Origin of the sequence: Leucobacter aridicollis, from assembly GCF_024399335.1 — a bacterium.
Lineage (GTDB): Bacteria > Actinomycetota > Actinomycetes > Actinomycetales > Microbacteriaceae > Leucobacter > Leucobacter aridicollis_A.
The window spans coordinates 80730-96473 of record NZ_CP075339.1; the positions used below are offsets into that span (position 1 = coordinate 80730).

The window sequence follows — 15744 nt, forward strand, 5'->3', positions numbered from 1 at the left end:
AGAACTATTCCCGATCCCGAAAAATCGAATCTGGGACCGGGGCGAGCGCGTGCCTAGAAGACCATTGGGCGGTCGTAGTCGTCTTCGAACGTGCCGCCGAGAAGGGCTGGGTCGATTTCGGTGACGACCGGAACGTGGTCGCTTGGCGCATCACCGCGGCGCTCATCGCGGTGAATGCTCGCGCCTGTCACCGTATCCGCGAATGCCTGCGACCCCATAATGAAATCGATGCGCATCCCCTCGTTCTTCGGGAAGCGGCCTGCCTTGTAGTCCCAGAACGTGAACCCCTCGGGCACGATCGGCCTCACGACGTCGCTCACGAGCGGGGCGAACGATTCGAACGCGGCTCGCTCAGCGGGTGAGATGTGCGTCGAGCGGCCGTGGACGAAGCTGGGGTCGCCCATGTCGGCATCGACCGGCGCAATGTTCCAGTCGCCCATGAGGGCGAGTGGCAGATCAGGATCCTCGTTGAGCCATGCCTCGGTGTTGTTTCGCAGCGCGGCGAGCCACTCAAGCTTGTACTCGAGGTGAGGGTCGTCGAGCGCGCGGCCGTTCGGCACGTACAGGCTCCAGAGGCGCAGGTCGCCGACTGTGACGCCGAGCGCGCGGGCTTCGAGTGGCAGGCCGTTCGGGCCGATACCTTGAACCTCTTCTTGGCCTTTGATGGGTTTGCCGAAGCCGGGCATGCCCTCAAAGCCCCGTGCCACATCGGTCATTTCGTGCCGACTCGCGAAGGCGACGCCGTTCCACTGGTTGAGCCCGTTGATCTCGAGGTGGTAGCCGGCCTGCTCGAAGGCTTCGGCGGGGAACTGGTCGGGGCGACACTTGATCTCTTGCATCGCGAGGACGTCGATATCCTCGCGCTGTAGCCAGTCAACGACGCGGCCGAATCGAGTGCGGATCGAGTTCACGTTCCAGGTAGCGATGCGCATGGGTCAAGCCTAGCCGGGTTGCGCTTCACAGAATGGGGTCGGGGTTAGCGTCGCACCCCAGCGAGCGCCGCGGCGTCGGCGCGAAGGGTTGCTCGGCGGGTCTCCGGGGTGGTGTCGCCGGTCAGGATCGTGTCTGCGACTCGCGACAGGGTCCACCATCCGACGACGAGTGTCACGATCGAGAGCAGGAGCTGCTCGGCGTGCTCGAGATCGGGGGTGGGGAGTGCCGCCTCGAGGCCAGTGGCGAGCTCGTGGCAGCTCAGCGACCGGCATTCGAGTGCGACGGCCTCGGTAAGCTCGAGGCTCTCCCAGGCCAGGAGGCGCGCAAGGCCTGGGCGCGCCTCAAGGCGATCGAAGAGTGCGAGCGCGTAATTGCCGACGGCCTCGGGCCCCTCTCCCTCGATTGGAATTCCCGCAAGCATGTCGGAAAGCTCGTTGTCGAGCACTGCCGCAAAGAATCCGCTCTTTGAGCCGAAGTACGAATAGACGCGCTCTTTGTTGACTCCCGACTCGCGCCCAATGGCGTCCATCGTTGTTCCGGCGAAGCCGTGGCGCGCGAAAAGCGTTGATCCTGCGTCGAGCAGTTGCCGTCGCGTCTGTTCGGTGTCCCAGGCCATAACTCCAGGGTACCCCAACTCCAAACGAGCGTTTGCAGATTCGTCGAGATTCCCATATTGTCATTTCCAAACGATCATTTGGAGAATGTTATGCCCCCGATTCCACTCGCCGCCCGCCTCGTCATTACCTGGCTTGCGATCTTCCCGCTCGTCGCAATCGCGCAGGCGATTCTGCAGCCGCTGCTCGCAGACTGGCCGCAGTTGCTGGTCACCGCAGCTGTGATGACCGTCGTCGTACCTGCCGCCGTCACTGTGGCGGTACCGGCGCTCAGCCGCGCCTACCTGGCGCTCACTGGACGGCGCGCGAGCGTCGCGGGTGACGCATGAGGGCGCTCGTCCTCGGCGGCACAGGGGCGGTCGGGACAGCTGTCGCCTCGGCCCTCGAAGCGCGGGGACACGTTGCCCTGCGCGGGAGCCGCCGAGCTCCGAACGGGCCAAGCGGTGTGCAACTCGACCTCGCGAGCGAGGCGGGTCGCGCGCGGATGCGGGAAGTCGCACGTAGTTGCGATGTCGTCATTGACGCTTCGGGCCGCGAGGATCCCGCGATCGCCCGCGACCTGACGGGCGTGCCCTACGTCGACACCTCGGCGAACACGGCGTACCTCGCCGCGCTCCGCTCGGCGGCCGGGGTCGCAACGCTCGTTCTCGGCGCGGGAATCGCGCCCGGGGCGAGCACGATTCTCGCCGCGGCAACCGATCCGCGACCCGGCGACGACATCGACATCTCCGTGCTCCTCGGCACGGGGGAGGTCCACGGGCCAGCAGCAGTGGAGTGGACGGCGGCTCTCGCCGGGACTGAAGTGTATGCGGCGCCCGAGACTGCGCCTGTGCTGAACTATCGCGAACGGCGCAGGATCCAGATCGATGGAAAGGCCCGGACGCACCTGCGCACTGACTTCCCCGACCACCTGCTCCTTGACGCTGCGGGCGCGCGCATTCGCACCTATCTGACACTCGGCAGCCCGCTCGCCACCGCGGGCCTCGCGCTCGTCGGTGCGGTGCCGGCGCTTCGCGGCATCCTCGCCGCGGCTCCGCACTGGGGCGACGACAAGTGGCGTGTGGCGGCAACAAATCGGCGGACCGGTGTGTCCCTTGCCGCCTCCGGTTTCGGGCAGTCGCGCGCGACAGGCGAGCTCGCCGCCCTCGCAGGGATTCAGGCCGCCGAGCGGCCTGATCTCGGAGCGGTGACGATGGCGATTCTGTTTGGCACGGAGGTGTTCGACGAAGCGGCGAGCGTTACCTCTCGCCGCTGAACTCGGCCGGCTCGGCCGCCGCGTCGCCCTGCAGCCTCAGCGCGCGCAGGGCGACAACGAGCTCAGCCGATTCCGCAGGGTGCGTTAACCGGCGGCCCGTGAGCTCAGTGATTCGCTGCATTCGGTACAGCACTGTGTTGCGGTGACAGTGCAGCATTCGCGCCGCCTTGGCTGTCGAACCACCCGCCGTGATCCAAGCCTCGAGCGTTCGTAGGAGCGGTCGGGAGCCTGCCTCGCCGAGTGCAAGCACGCCGCCAAGCACCGACACTGTGAGCTGTTGGGCGACGTCCGGTCCAGCCGAAATTGCGAGCTCGAGTGGCAGATCGCCGTAGCGGCTCAGTGTGCGCGAGCCCGGCGCGAGGCACCGCATCGCACGCCGGGCCTCGACTGCCCCGAGGGGCGCCTCGGCGAGCCGCTCGAAGGGGCGGCTCGCGCCCGTTCGAGTGACTGTGCTCGCAGCGATCTCCTCGAGGGCTGCCTCGAGGAGATCGCGGGTGCGCGCGCCGACGATACCCGTGTGCATCCCAGCGTCGAAGGTCCACACGACAGTCGCGCCGCGGGTTGTGATCCCGGCCGCCGGTTCAGCGTCGTAGCCCGAGCCCCCAAGCGCGGCGACGAGCACCGTGTACCAGCCAGGCGTGGGAAGCCCAAGCAGCTGTTCCGAATCAGCCGGGTGCGCGGTGCCCGAGAGGAGGGCAAGGAGGTGCAGTCGGCTCGACTGGCCGCTTCGGCGCTCCTTCGCGTCAACAACCTCGCGGTACGCCTCGACCGCGAGCATCGAATACCTGTCGAGGATCTGCCAGAGCTCAGATACAGCCCCAAAGACGGCGTCTGTGTCATTCGTGCCCGCCGTCACCTCGCGGATATCGCTGAGCACGGCGAGGCCGGCGAGCCTGTACGCGTGCAACAGGCTCGCCATCGATATCCCGTTCTCCGCCTTTGCGCGCCCTGCCCACTGCGCGGGAGCCGCCGACTCTGGGCCGCCGCACAACTCGGCGATGAGCGCGGTAACGTTCGCTTCGACGATTTCGTAGAGCTCCGCTCCGACGCGATGATCGCGATAGACGGCTTCGTTCGCGACGATCTCCTCGACAACACGGGAGACGAGGCGCTCACGCCGTGCCGATATTTGTAGCAGAAACCACGCTGGCGCTGGGCGCGTCGCCGTCTGCCGCTTCGAGGACTCCGTCGTGACCATGCCGCGAGTCTAACCCCGCCGAGGTGCAGAATTGTGACGCTGCACAATGCGGGGCCCAAAATCTTGAGCCCTGGCATCTGGCCGGGGAGCGAAAGCCGCGCCAGACTGTGCGTGTACGCAGGCACGGGCAGGAAACGGTTGCGTCTCCACGCCCAGCACAGCGCGCAAGCGATCATCGTCAGCGACGCTCAACACGCCATTCAAAGGAGAAGCCGTATGTTCAAGAGCCACCATCCAGACGTCGAGATCCCGAACCTCAGTATTTTTGACTACCTGTTTGGGAGCCTGCGGCCCGACGAACTCGACAGGATCGCGCTCATCAATCCGGCGACGGGGGCAGAGACCACGTACGGCACGTTGCGCGACCAGATTGAGGCCGTCGCCGGTGCGCTCGCGGCGCAGGGCGTCGGGCCAGGATCTGTCGTTGGCCTGCTGAGCCCCAACATCCCTGAGTTCGCCACAGTCTTCCACGGAGCGCTGCGCGCCGGCGCGACAGTCACGACACTGAACGCGCTCTACACGCCCGCCGAAATCGAGAAGCAACTTCTTGACGCGAAAGCGACCTGGCTCTTCACAGTCTCCCCGCTTCTCCCACAAGCGCAGGCGGCGGCAGCGGCTGTCGGGATCCCCGCCGAGCGACTCGTCGTACTTGACGGTGCCGCCGGCCACCCGAACCTTCGCGACTTGCTGACAACCGGTGCGCCCGCCCCAGACATCACGATCGACCCGGCGACAACTATCGCCGTGCTGCCGTACTCGTCGGGTACGACAGGGATCCCGAAGGGAGTCATGCTCACGCATCGAAACCTCGTCGCAAACGTCGAACAGAGCCGTCACGTGATGGATCTGAACGGCGACGATCGGGTGCTCGCAGTGCTTCCCTTCTTCCACATCTACGGCATGACCGTGCTCCTCAACATCGCATTGCACACGCGGGCCTCGCTCGTGACAATGCCAAAGTTTGACCTCGTGCAGTTTCTCGAGAACATCCAACGGTTCGAGTGCACCTACGTCTTCGTCGCCCCACCGATCATGGTCGCGCTCGCAAAGCACCCAATCGTCGACAAGTACGACATTTCGAGCGTGCGCACGCTCTTCTCGGGCGCCGCGCCGCTCGACGGCGCGACAGCCGAGCGAGCAGCCGCCCGGCTCGGCACGAAAGTGCTCCAGGGCTACGGCATGAGCGAGCTGAGCCCCGTCTCGCACCTCATCCCTGCCGAGCGCACCGATATTCCAAGATCGTCGATCGGCCTGTCGATTCCGAACGTCGTGTGCAAGCTTGTCGACACCGAGACAGGCGAGGAACTCACCGAATACGGCGAAGACGGGTTGACGAAGCCCGGAGAGCTGTGGGTGAAGGGGCCGAACGTGATGGTCGGATACCTCGGCAAGCCAGAAGCGACTGCCGAGTCAATTACTGAGGACGGGTTCTTGCGGACGGGCGATATCGCGGTGCGGTCGAAAGACGACTGGTACGCAATCGTGGACCGCGCGAAAGAACTCATCAAGTACAAGGGCTATCAGGTCGCGCCGGCTGAGCTTGAAGCGCTGCTGCTCACGCACCCCGAGATCGCGGACGCCGCCGTCATCGGTGTGACAGCGGAGGACGGCGAGGAAGTGCCCAAAGCATTCGTTGTGCGGGCCGAGGGGAGCGCGCTCGCGGAGACCGACGTCATTGAGTTCGTGACTGAGCGCGTGGCGCCATACAAGAAGGTGCGACGGGTCGAGTTCATCGACGCAGTTCCGAAGTCGAGTGCGGGAAAGATTCTTCGAAAGGACCTGCGTGAGCGTGAGAGGAGTCTCGCGGGCTCGGTGTGACCCGTCGCAGCCAGCTGTGACCAACGCACGTCACGGGTGAGCGCGGACGAGCATACCGGCTTCGCACGTGCAATGTCTGAGCTCTGAGTACTGAATCACTCACCCTGAGCTACGCACTTAGCGCGCTGGCCAGCATCCGTGCCGTCTATAGCGGCTTAACTGGAAGTGACCCCCGGCGTGAGCCGACAACCCCGCACACCTCGGTGAGCCACAAGTCATCCCGGCCGCGCATGTCCCGCGCGGCCGGGCAGTCCTGCAGGATCATGAGGATTCGGAATCGTCGTTATTGTAGGTATCCACTCACGTCGGGGGTCAACTCGGAGCTCGCTGCGCTTCCCATGCCGGGCCTGCAGGCGCGTGGCCGGTTGTATCCGCTAATCAGGGTAGGAGAAGGATCGAAGCGCGTCGACACTGCCCAAGTCGCGACGCTTTTCAACATTCGCCTTCTTCATGAGCCTGTGCATGTGGCTCTCGACAGTTCGCCGTTCAGTTGCGCGATACGCGCCCACCGGCAGAGAAGGTGCAATTGCTCGGCAGCCGGGGCATGAGGCAGTTTTTGAGGTACCGACCAAGCTCAGCTAGTGAGATGTGGTGAGCGGGGAGACATTGCGACTGACGCTTTACATGCAACTGCAGCAGGTCTTTGGGGATACCGAGCGGCCTCTGAGGATGAGTGGGGGCGTAGCCGGTGGCACCATCTTTCAGGGCGAGAACCCTCACCCGTAGCCTCGCCTAGCTATGGCGATGCCCAGCTCCTGCATAGAATTCAATGTGTTTGACTTGAGGGGATGCGTATGGGCGCTGTCGAACACACTCGCCGCCTCGGAGTTCGCAAGATGCGGCCACGGGACCCCCTCGAAATGTTCAGGTCATCGAGCCCCCTCGAACTGTTCTTCGACCTCGTGTTCGCGATCGCAGTGTCGCTCGCGTCAGCGCAGCTCTTCCAGGCCGAGACCAGTGCGCACGTTGGCGAGGGCATTGTGTCTTACCTGATGGTCTTCTTCGCGGTGTGGTGGGCGTGGATGAACTTCACGTGGTTCGCGAGCGCCTTCGACGCCGATGACTGGTTGTACCGCGTGCTGACCCTCACGCAGATGGCTGGTGCGATTGTTCTCGCGGTCGGCGCCACACCCGCCATGATCGACGGCGACTTCGGCCTCATCATCGGCGGCTACGTTGTCATGCGTCTCGCGCTCGTGGCCCAATGGATCAGGGCGGCCCAAAGCCACCCATCGATGCGGCGCACAGCGTTGCGCTTCGCATGCGGCATCGGCGTGGTGCAGGTGTGCTGGGTGCTGTTTGCGTTCGTCCCGGACTCACTGGCGAAGATCGTCTTCTGCGTGCTTGTCCTCGCTGAACTTGCGGTTCCGATCTATGCAGAGAGCGCAGGAACCACGCCGTGGAACGCCGGCCACATCGTTGACAGATTCGGGTCATTTACGCTAATCGTGCTCGCCGAGTCTGTCCTCGCTTCGGTGACCGCTGCCGCGGGTGCCGCCGAACAAGTCACGCACCTTGCTGATCTCGCGCTCATCGGAGTGAGCGGGTTTCTTCTTGCCGCCGGAATGTGGTGGGTCTACTTCTCAGCTGACGCGAGTGCATGGTTGCAGAGCCGTCGAAGCGCGATGGTGTTCGGGTTCGGGCACTACTTCGTGTTCGCCGCGGCCGGCGCGTTTTCGGCAGGAGTCAAAGTGTTGCTTGACTACGAAGTCGGGCACGCACGGGTGGACGGCACGCTCACCTCTGTGCTGCTTGCCGGCCCGATCGCGGTGTTCCTACTCGGGGTCTGGGCCCTGGTGCTCCGCCCCCACTTCAGCCGGCCGTATGCTTCGCTGTTCGTCATCGGCGCCATGCTTATCGGCCTGAGCCCGCTCGCGTCGGTGCTGGGGGCTGCCCCGCAAGTGACCGCGCTTGTCGCTGCCGCGATCATGGTGGCTCTCGTCGTTGTGATTGAGATATCCGGGATCCGGCGCCGAGCGTAGCGGCGAGAGAGATCACCCTACGCTGCCGCCATTGGATCGAGGAATGACCGTCTTAGACATGCCGACCATGTCGCTGCGTTGAAAACCGACTTACTCGTAGCGGGCCTGTTTTTCCTTGGGCGAGAACAGGGTTACCGATGCCGCAGCCGGGGCGCGCTCCGATATGAGTCACAGCGACCGTTCAAGCGGCGCCGTGCCAATTCCACCTCTCTGAAACTCAGGTTCGACCCTAGATCCTGACCCCGGCCCCGAGCTTTGCGGAACAGGCCTGGACGCTACTGAAGGGCTCTGGCTACCTACTGGGTGGGGCGGACGGTCATGACCTGCCCGGACCTTCACACACATTCTGGCCGGTAACCCGGCAACCTGCGAATTCGCAGGCCCGTCGGCTTCCGAAGCCGGAAGCAGGAAAACGAAAAATCCCCCGCCGCTTCCGCGACGGGGGATTCAGACGTGCGCCCCAAGGGATTCGAACCCCTGACCTATCGGGTCAGGCTTCCTGTTCGAGTTGCTTCAACTCTGTAGCTTCTTCAAGAGTAGCTGCGGGCGTGTTCTAGTGAGCCTCGATTACCCGTGGGAAGTCGCGGGTCTTCAGCACGAATGGCTGTGCGACGCCTATCCTGCCGCTGGCTTGAATGCGGGACCAGGCCACGCATAGATGCGTAATGCGTCTCTCGAACTCCCGCCGGGCAACTATGTCCGTCTCGGAGGCGAGCGCGGTCGGAGTCACGGACGCCTGTAGTAAATCGTTTCGTTCAGCTTCAGCGCCCTTGCTGTGTGCCTCCCGAATCGACTCCGGCTGGCACGTAAATCCCTGATCAGGGGTACTCTCGGAACACTGACGCGCCTCGAGAGAACGGGGAGGCCGGGTCTCTTTCGTGGTGGTCTTGGGCGTACTCGAGTGCTACATGTTTTGCCTGCTCGCGGTGAACTTTCGCCAGGTCCTCGTCGCGGCGAGTAAGCCGTGGATCAGTGCGTGACCCCCGCAGCAGACCGGCCAGAGGACTTCGTGAACGGCCCTTGGCTGGATGTGCCCGCGCCGTCGGTTTGCGCCATCTTACCGATCCCAAAATGCACAGATCGAGCCGGCAGGGCGCCCAGGTCCCCTTTGTTTCATTGAGCAGGTCGACCCGCAGCGAACTCACGTCAGATTACTGGGCAGAAAAATGTCTGATATCCAAGAGAAGTAACCATCGCTCAAGGTCTAGGGGGACTGTGTGAAGAAAACAGCAAGCAAATCGGCGCGTTGGCGCCCGAGCTTCCTGTCCTGGAGTATCGCCGTTCTGGCTATCGGCGGCATGGTGACAGCTCTTTACCCTATGACTGCATCATGGCTGTCTTCGTACAACCAGTCGCAGGTTATTGAAAATGCCTCGTTTGACCTTGAGAACCTCAACCCTGGAAAGACAGAGCAGCTTGAGCTCGCACGGGTATACAACGATGCTCTGGCTGCCGGAGTGAAGCTTGAAGCGGGCGGTAATGTCCCGGTTGGTACCGGCAATCTTGCCGGCACTGATCTCAAATACAACGAACTGCTCCGAGCAAGCGAAGACGGGCTGATGGCCCGAATCCGCATCCCCGCAATTGACGTGGATCTCCCCGTGTACCACGGGACATCGGACGAGACACTCCTCCGAGGCGCGGGGCACCTTGAAGGATCCCACCTGCCCGTAGGTGGGCCCAGTACCAGGTCAGTGATTACCGCTCACCGCGGGCTCGCAAATTCCACTATGTTCACGAACCTCAACGAAGTGCGCAAGGGTGACACTTTCTCCGTTGAGGTAATGGGTGAAGTACTCACCTACCAAGTTTTCGAGGTCGAGGTCATCGAGCCCACCGAAACGAGCTCACTTCGTGCTCGAGAGGGCGAGGACCTTGTCACACTGATCACCTGTACCCCTTTGGGGGTCAATAGTCACCGAATTGTGGTGACCGGCAAACGAATCACCCCCACGCCACCTCAAGGCCTAGCCGCTGCAGGTAAGCCGCCGGTTATCCCGGGCACCCCCTGGTGGGCCGTCATTGGCGCGGGAGGAACACTGGTGATTGCGGCATATGTCGTTCATCGAGGATTCATCGACCGTCGCGGCACCCGCCGCGACGGGTGAATACATTGAAAAGCCACAGTTCAGGCAAGGGAAACAACATAGATATTGTCTGAACCGCACATGTAATCGACCAAAACACACGAACCAAACTGCGCGCACCTCTAAAAAAACAAAAACTTAGAACCCCGCGTCAGATTACGACTGCGTGTATGGTCTCAATGGGGGACGCTGTTGAATACAGTTGCGTCAATTTCCCGAGAGCCATAGGGGCACTCTCTATTAGGAAGGAGACGTTCAGTTGACTGAACGAAACACACCGCGGCGGGTTGCCGCAACGATTGGCGCAGCCGCCATCGGGCTGACCGCTCTCTTCGGAACCAGCAGCGCAGCAGTTGCTGCACCGCAGAGCTTCGGGGATATCGACTTCGACCGCACAGGGTCGCTCACGGTACACAAGTACCTGCACCAGGTCACCCCGAAGGAAGGTGACATCAGCGAGGCTCCTGCTGACGGTGATTTCACCGATCCAGTCGAAGGTGTGATCTTCACCGCTTACCCCCTGCTGAAGGACGGCGTAGCAGTTGATCTCTCCGTCGCATCGAACTGGGACGCTCTCGCAAGCCTCACCCCTGGCGATAACTGCACGGCACCCGCAGGCTACGAGCTCGGTAGCGCAATCACTCTGCCCGGTACTGACGCTAAGGGTGCAGCAAACGTAGCACTCCCGATTGGCGCGTACCAGGTCTGTGAGACTGATGCTCCGGCACAGATCATTGACTCGGCAGCGCCGTTCATCGTGACGGTCCCAATGCCGCACGAAAACGGTTGGGTATACGACGTACACGCATACCCGAAGAACGGCGAAGCATCGATCGAGAAGACGATCGACCCGCAGCAGGACATGGGCCTTGGCTCAGTCGTGAAGTTCCCGGTTACCGCTCCGATCCCCACCACGGGCGAGGACTGGACTGGGTTCGCTATCCGAGACACCCTTGATTCACGCCTCACCCCGGTTGACCCCGCTGACATGGCTGTGACCGTCGATGGTGCGGCACTTGATGCGTCGTACTACACGCTCACTGTTGATGGCCAGCAGGTTACGATGAACTTCACCGCTGCAGGTCTTGCATGGCTGAACGAGGGCCCGAACGCCCAGGCCGGCAAGAAGATCCAGGTCGTGTTCGCAGGTACCGTCACCGAACTCGGCAACGGTACGATCACTAACCAGGCTGAGCTGTGGCCGAACAACCCCGGCTTCGATCCGAACACCAACCCGCCGGTACCTTCGAACGAGGTCAAGAGCAACTGGGGCAGCCTCGAAGTTCAGAAGCGTGCCGCCGGCACCACTGGTACCGAGGGTCGCCTGAACGGCGCAACGTTCGAGGTGTACAACGCAGTTGACCCGTACGCAGACGACTGCTCGGCTGCTGAAGCAACCGGTGATGCAATCGCCGTTGCAGGTGAGACTTCATTCACCTCGGCAGGTACCGGTGTCATCTCGATCCCTGGCCTCTTCGTGAGCGACAGCGAGAACCCCGTGATCGACGCGCAGCAGCGCTGCTACGTCCTCAAGGAGATCGCTGCTCCCGCCGGTTACGTCCTCCCGGACAACCCGTTCACTGCAGTGACCGTCAAGAAGGGCGAGACGACCGTATCGGATAACGTCGAGATCCTGAACACGCAGCAGGAAGTCCCTGAGCTTCCGCTCACCGGTGGTTCGGGCCAGTTCCTGATCATCGCAGGTGGCGTTGCCGCAGTCGCAGTCGCTGCTGGCCTTGTACTGATGAACCGTCGTAAGACCTCCATCCAGTAACCCCTTCGGGGATAGCGGAGGCGTCGACGATTCCATTCGCCTGCGCCTCCGCTGTCCTCTCCCTCGAGAGGTGCATGTACTCATACATCTACTGTGTCCCGTAAATGGGGGAAAGTGACACTTCAATGTCCACACCACAACTCGCCCGGCACAGAACACGGCGCTCTCGCTCCGGTTCTGCGCCCAGAACGTCCAGCCCGTGGAGACGGGTCAAGACCGTAGCTGCAACCATCCTCACCACCGCTCTTGTGGGCTCGATGGGGTGGGCTGGCGGCGCTACCGCAGCACAGGCCGACACGGTCTACGAGATCGTCGGCAACTGGCAGCCCGGAACGCCCGACACCCTGAAGAAGGGTGACAACGTAGCATCAGTCTGGCGATTCAATGTCAATGATGATGCGCCGGCTCCATCGAACGACCCCGTTGATAACGTCACCGTCACGTTTACAGCTCACGGCGGTGAGTTCACCGAGATCCCCGGCGCTTGCCTGACTGAGGCCGCGGATCCGGCGGTACCTCTCGATCCGGTGTCAGCGATCCAAGACGGCGGTTCCACGCTGGTCTGTAACGTGGGTACCCGAGACCAGGGCACATCAGAACTGATGCTCACTGGCCTCCGAGTCGTGGGTAACACCGGAGAAATCACTTTCGTCGAAGCTGAGGTCGGCGGTGTGACCGCGGAGCTCCCCCCGCTGAACATTGTGAATCCGTTCGCAATGGACATGAAGTTTGATGGCGGAGCTATCAGCTCCATCGGCGAAGGCTCGGAGCAGTTGATCCGTTTCCCGTGGTCACTTCGTCACGGCCCTGGCGGTGAGCCCGGCCCCGACTCGGTGTCATACACCCTGAGCTTTACTCATACCGGAGGCAGTAACCTTCGGCTGAAGCCCAACGCGTGCGCACCGATTGATCGGTCGTTTGGGAACCACCCGTTCTCAGACGATGCTCACGCGGCGGAGAAGACCGCACCATTCCCTGCGACCTGCACTCTCACCAAGACAACGGGTACTGACCGGTACATTTTGACGATTTCGGGTATCGATTATTCGAAGAACACGCTTCCTTCCGAGGACAGCATGAACGGTCAGGTCCCGCTCGAGCAGGGGTGGGACGTTGTTGCTTCGGGCATGATGCAGTTGGCAATCACCTACGGTGAGCCGGGCCAGGTGAACTTCACCTCCACTGAACCCACTTACACAGGCGCGGTCACGGGGACCCAAGTAACCGGCCTTACTGCGAACAACGCGAACCAAGTCGCAGTGTCACGCGGTAGCCGAACTGGCGGTTGGGTCTTGAACCAGGTCGGGCTTCCTGGCACTGTCTGGGCTGACACTTCTCGTGCTGCGCCTGGCGACCTCGTCCGTGCAGCGGTATCGTTCCGCCCGCCAGAGACCGCCGGAAAAACCAACTATGGATGCAGCATTCTCGACACCAAGTATGTAACCTTCGAACGAGTGACAACTGGCTCTCTAGGCGCGGGGTCTGAAGTGAATCCCTACCCAGGCTCAGGTGGTATCCGCTACTGGTATTACGTGGGGAATGGTGTCTCAAATAACGTAAACCCGAACAGCCCTAACTACAACCCGGACACTTTCTCGTGCGAGACAGGTTGGGGTACATCGGACTGGACGAATTCTCCCCCAGCGGACTTGGGGGCGGTTAAGGCCGTAAGAATTCACATTCCGTACTCGGCAGCAGCGGGTATTAACGAGACCGATAGTGCAGGCATAGCGCGGAACCAGATTGAGTCGCGCGTAAAGCAGGGTGTTGCTGCTGGGCAGGATGTTTGGACTTGGGCGGGATTCTACGACTCTGAAGCCAAGGACCCAAAGTGGCAATATCCATTTAGGCTCGCGAGCGACGGTAAGCCAGGTTATGGCGTGTATACCCCCGGGACGCGCTACCCCTGGACAAGCATTGGCCGAGATCTCCTGCGTGTGGTTTCTGCAAAGCCGGTGATTGAGAAGACTGCTGATCAAGACGTCACGATGCCTGGTGCAACAGTCCAGTTCTCGCTGACGTACAAGGCGGCAGCTTTGTCGACGTTTGACGCGCATGACGCTGTCATTGTCGACGTGCTTCCTGAAGGCACCGAATACGTGCCGGGGAGCGCCTCAGTTGAGCCGACTTCGGTCAATGGGCGCACGCTTACTTGGGAAATCCCCACTCTCCCGACAAACCAGGAGCGGGTACTCACCTACTCCGTGCGTGTATCGGATGATGCGGAGCCTGGACAGACGTTCACGAACAACGCCTCGTTCAGCATCGCCGGTCAGACGGCCAAAGCCTCTGACTCAGTGAAGATCCGTGACGGCGGATTCGTGCAGCTCACGAAGAACGCTGAGGCGGACAAGGTTCCGCATGCCTCAGGTACCGCGGAGAACTCGTGGACTGTGCGCTTGACGTCGCATGACACGCAGCCCACTGCATTTACTGACACGATCGATGTGCTGCCGTTTAACGGTGATGGGCGAGGTACCTCGTTCAGTGGCACGTACAAGCTGAAAGAGGCAGTTCAGGCAGTTTCAGGTGCCACTGTGTACTACACGACCGCTGACCCGGCTACGCTCGTCGATGATCCCAAGGACCCCAGTAACGGGGCCCCCGGGGACGTGTCGGGAAACACCGTGAACTGGTCGACCACGTACACAGAGGACGCCACTGCGGTTCGAGTGATCGGACCTGCGTTGAAGCCTTCACAGCAGCAGGAGTTCACCATTTCTGTGGTGACTGCGGATGCGACCTACGAGGATCGGTACGTAAACCGCGCTGAGTCGCGGTCTGCGCGCCATCAGCTGAAGATGCGTACCTCGAGTGCTTTCGAGATCGGGGCAGTGAACTCTGTCACGATCAAGAAGTTCGTGCAAGACACGAACGGTGTCTGGCATGACGCGAACAACATCGACAACTATCCGAAGTACCAGGCTGGTGACACGGTGCCATACCGGCTCGTTGTGACGAACACTGGCGATGAAACCCTGAAGAACCTCGTGATTGAGGATGACAAGGTGGATCTCGCAAAGCTCGACCCACTCCCGGAGGGCCTGACGTTGCTCAACGGTAAGGCGGTAATCGCTGAGCTTCTCCCAGGGGAAGCGAACCGTGTGGTGATCACGTATGACGTCACCCTTGCTGCTGGTACTGGTGAAGGTAGCCTGGTGAATATCGCATGTGTCGTTCCCGACGCAGAGGCAGAGGGCGCGCCCGAAGAGGACTGTGACCCCGCAGGTATCACGGTGCTGCCTTCGTCGCTCGCATGGGAGAAGATCGCTGCAGGAACTCCTGACGTTGAACGTCTCGCGGGTTCCGAATGGGAGCTCACCCCGGTTGACGCAAACGATCAGCCTACTGGCGATGCGATCGCAGTCACCGATTGCGTCGTAGTGTCAGCTGCAGACTGTGATGGTGCGGATATCGATCCGGAGCCAGGCAAGTTCCTGGTGAAGCCGCTCGATGACGGCCGCTACCGTCTTGTTGAAACTCGCGCACCAGCGGGATATCAACTTGACCCGACACCTCGTTACATCGATGTGCTCGGCGCCACAGTGATCGAACAGCCAATTGAGAACGAGCAGTCGACGGGCCCTGTGCTCCCCCTGACGGGTGGCATGGGCACCTTCGCCATCTTCCTCGGAGCTGGTGGAGTTGGAGTACTCGTGCTTCTTGGCTTGTGGCTGCAACGCCGTCGAGGTCAGGTAGTCCGGAACTAGCCTGCTATGAAAGCCGGATCTGTCTTCTCACGAAGCGGATCCGGCTTTCTTTTCCCCGGCAGATCGCTACCCGTGAAACCCGCTAAAACGAAAGTGCCCGCTTGCCGGGACGGGGGGTCCCCGGCAAGCGGGCATGCGATGTGGTTATTCGAAACTTCCGCTGGGGGGGGCGCGGACATCTCGCTCACACTACAGGCAAGGCGATGGACCAACCAGAGAGATTCATCACCCGACCAGATACATAGACGCATATGGCGCACAGAATCTGACGCGACTCTGAAAATACTTCAAGCACTAGTCCAAACAACTATCCAGCATGGGTTTATGCTGGACCGAACCCGCAGAGACAACAATGCCTAAAATTGACATCTCA

10 protein-coding genes are annotated in these 15744 nt (G+C 61.8%); 7 read left to right on the top strand and 3 right to left on the bottom strand.

What is annotated here, in order from left to right:
• Window positions 1–53: 53 nt before the first annotated feature.
• On the bottom strand, window positions 54–932 hold the full coding sequence (locus KI794_RS00330; RefSeq protein WP_255808692.1) for an exodeoxyribonuclease III: 879 nt from the start codon (window positions 930–932) through the stop codon (window positions 54–56).
• Window positions 933–976: 44 nt separating this feature from the next.
• Entirely contained in the window at window positions 977–1549 is a 573-nt protein-coding gene (locus tag KI794_RS00335; RefSeq protein WP_255808693.1) for a TetR/AcrR family transcriptional regulator, read from the bottom strand.
• 90 nt (window positions 1550–1639) lie between these two features.
• Between KI794_RS00335 and KI794_RS00340 the strand changes: the two genes are divergently transcribed.
• A complete protein-coding gene (locus tag KI794_RS00340) occupies window positions 1640–1876 on the top strand; it encodes a hypothetical protein (RefSeq protein WP_255808694.1) in 237 nt (78 codons plus the stop codon).
• Window positions 1873–2802, top strand: coding sequence for an NAD-dependent epimerase/dehydratase family protein (locus KI794_RS00345; protein WP_255808695.1), 930 nt, complete (start codon window positions 1873–1875; stop codon window positions 2800–2802). The genes KI794_RS00340 and KI794_RS00345 overlap by 4 nt, the downstream gene beginning before the upstream one ends.
• Here KI794_RS00345 and KI794_RS00350 read toward each other — a convergent pair.
• Entirely contained in the window at window positions 2786–4000 is a 1215-nt protein-coding gene (locus KI794_RS00350; protein WP_119281835.1) for a PucR family transcriptional regulator, read from the bottom strand. The two genes, KI794_RS00345 and KI794_RS00350, sit on opposite strands and share 17 nt — an antisense overlap.
• A 216-nt stretch (window positions 4001–4216) precedes the next feature.
• Between KI794_RS00350 and KI794_RS00355 the strand changes: the two genes are divergently transcribed.
• The 5 genes from KI794_RS00355 (at window position 4217) to KI794_RS00375 (ending at window position 15371) form a co-directional block, all read left to right on the top strand.
• Window positions 4217–5818, top strand: a complete 1602-nt coding sequence (locus KI794_RS00355; protein WP_119281834.1) for an AMP-binding protein — start codon at window positions 4217–4219, stop codon at window positions 5816–5818.
• A 794-nt stretch (window positions 5819–6612) separates the two neighbouring features.
• On the top strand, window positions 6613–7800 hold the full coding sequence (locus KI794_RS00360) for a low temperature requirement protein A (protein ID WP_255808696.1): 1188 nt from the start codon (window positions 6613–6615) through the stop codon (window positions 7798–7800).
• Between the two features lie 1217 nt (window positions 7801–9017).
• Window positions 9018–9908 carry a class C sortase gene (locus KI794_RS00365; RefSeq protein ID WP_255808697.1) on the top strand — a complete coding sequence of 297 codons (891 nt, stop codon included), beginning with the start codon at window positions 9018–9020 and terminating at the stop codon, window positions 9906–9908.
• A 238-nt stretch (window positions 9909–10146) separates the two neighbouring features.
• Complete coding sequence (locus KI794_RS00370) at window positions 10147–11661, top strand: SpaH/EbpB family LPXTG-anchored major pilin (RefSeq protein WP_255808698.1); 1515 nt, start codon at window positions 10147–10149, stop codon at window positions 11659–11661.
• 257 nt (window positions 11662–11918) lie between these two features.
• The gene (locus tag KI794_RS00375) at window positions 11919–15371 is read left to right on the top strand and encodes a DUF7507 domain-containing protein (RefSeq protein WP_255808699.1); all 3453 of its coding nucleotides are present in this window, start codon (window positions 11919–11921) and stop codon (window positions 15369–15371) included.
• Window positions 15372–15744: the final 373 nt, after the last annotated feature.